The organism is Actinomyces sp. ICM39 (assembly GCF_000282935.1).
Taxonomy (GTDB): domain Bacteria; phylum Actinomycetota; class Actinomycetes; order Actinomycetales; family Actinomycetaceae; genus Pauljensenia; species Pauljensenia odontolytica_B.
Map to the genome: position 1 here is coordinate 1 of NZ_ALCB01000056.1, position 1,860 is coordinate 1,860.

A 1,860-nucleotide genomic window follows, 5' to 3' on the forward strand; every position below is an offset into this window, starting at 1 on the left:
CCACCATCGTGGGCTGGGGCCTCAGCGTCGATGTTTCACGTGAAACAATCACGGATGATCGGCGCGATCAGTCGGAAAACAGGGTTCGGATAGACGGGCCCGCGCAGACTCACCCCCGCCTCTCGCGCAGGCTCCGCGCGAGGAGGCCATGCCTCGGCGCGAAGACCCAGGCGAGCACGAAGCACGCGGTCAGCACCAGGACAATCGTGGCGCCCGTGGGCACGTCCAGCGCCCACGACAGGTACAGGCCCACCAGGCCCCCGGAAGCCCCAAGCACGGGCGACAGGATCATCATGGTCCCCAGGCGGTCGCACAGGAGTCGCGCGGTGGCCGCGGGGGTCACCAACAAAGCAAGCACCAGCACGTTACCGATCGTCTGCACGGAGATCACCACGGCCAGTGCCACGGCGACATACAAAGACAAGTCAGCCAGCAGCACGTGCACACCCGCCGCTCGCGCGCTCTCGCGGTCCAGGGTCACGGCCACGATGGGCCGGTGCGCCAGGAACAGCATGAGCAGCACGAACAACGCGCCAGCCAGCACCACGGGCACATCCGACGCCGGAATACCGGTGATCGACCCAAACAGGAAGTCCTGCAGGCTCCCCGCGTACCCGGGCGCCCGCGCGATGATCGCGACGCCGAGCGCAAACGCGCCCACGAAGAGCACGCCGATGACGGAGTCCTCCTTAAGCCTGCGGTTCTGCGCCAACAAGGCCACGAGCACGGCGGTCACGACGCCCGCGAGCGCGCCGCCCAGCACCAGGGACCCGCCGCACACGAAGGCGATCGCCAGGCCGGGGAACACGGAGTGCGCGACCGCGTCGCCGATGAACGCCATGCCGCGCAGGACGACGTGCACGCCGACGCTGCCGCACACGAGCGCGGCGACGACCGCGATCAGCAGCGCGCGCGGCAGGAACGCCAGCGCGGGATTCGTCAGGTCGCGGAAGAAGTCGTAGGGGCTCAGGAAGTCCGCCGCCGGGACGAGGGCACGTCCGGCCGCGTGGATCACGGTGCTCATGCGCGCACTCCTAGGGCGTCGAGGATCGGGTTGTCGGGTCGCACGTCGAAGGCGCGGATCCACGGGTCGGCGTCCGCCAGCTCCTCGGGCCGCCCGGAGGCGACGATCGTGCGCCGCAGCAGGTACAGGCGGTCGCACCCGGCGCGCGCGCCGATGAGGTCGTGCGTGGTCATGAGGAGGGCCCGCCCCCCGTCCGCGAGGCTACGGAACAGGTCCATGAGCATCTCCTGCGTCGGCATGTCGAGGCCGGTGAAGGGCTCGTCGAGGAGCAGCACGGCGGGTCGGATCGCGAGGGCCCGGGCGACGAGGACACGCTGGCGCTGCCCGCCGGACAGTTCGCCAATGGGACGCTTCGCGAGGTCGCGCATGCCGACGAGGGACAGGGCCTCCTCGACCGCGCGGAAGTGCGGGGTCCGCGCGCGCCCGAGCAGCCCTCGCCGCACGGTGACGGCCTGGAGGACGGCGTCGCGCACGCTGATCGGGAAGTCCCACGCGAACTCGTGGCGCTGCGGCACGTAGCCGATCGCGCCGTCGGTCTCGATGCGCCCGCTGGAGGGAATCAAGCCGAGGATCGAGCGGATCAGCGTGGTCTTTCCGGCGCCGTTGGGTCCGATGAGGCCGACGAGCTCCCCGGCCTCGACCTCCAGGTCGATGCCCTCGAGGACGCTGCGCCCGCCCAGGGACGCGCCCAGTCCGGTGACGCGCAGCTGGCTCACTGCTCCCCTCCCCGATCGTCGAGGCCGGGGCCGCGCTCGCCCGAGCCCTCACCGCGGGCGGTGGGTAGGGGCGCGAGGATGGAGTCGGCCTCGGCGATGGCGGCGGCCTGTTCGGCGCGG

The 1,860-nt window shown here is 71.3% G+C and carries 2 protein-coding genes; both read right to left on the minus strand.

Annotated features, from left to right (window positions below; all coding sequences use genetic code 11):
- Positions 1 to 109: 109 nt before the first annotated feature.
- Complete coding sequence (locus HMPREF1137_RS03215; RefSeq protein WP_007588866.1) at positions 110 to 1,024, minus strand: anchored repeat-type ABC transporter permease subunit; 915 nt, start codon at positions 1,022 to 1,024, stop codon at positions 110 to 112.
- Positions 1,021 to 1,740, minus strand: a complete 720-nt coding sequence (locus HMPREF1137_RS03220; protein WP_007588867.1) for an anchored repeat-type ABC transporter ATP-binding subunit — start codon at positions 1,738 to 1,740, stop codon at positions 1,021 to 1,023. Before HMPREF1137_RS03220 ends, HMPREF1137_RS03215 begins: the two co-directional genes overlap by 4 nt.
- Positions 1,741 to 1,860 lie beyond the last annotated feature (120 nt).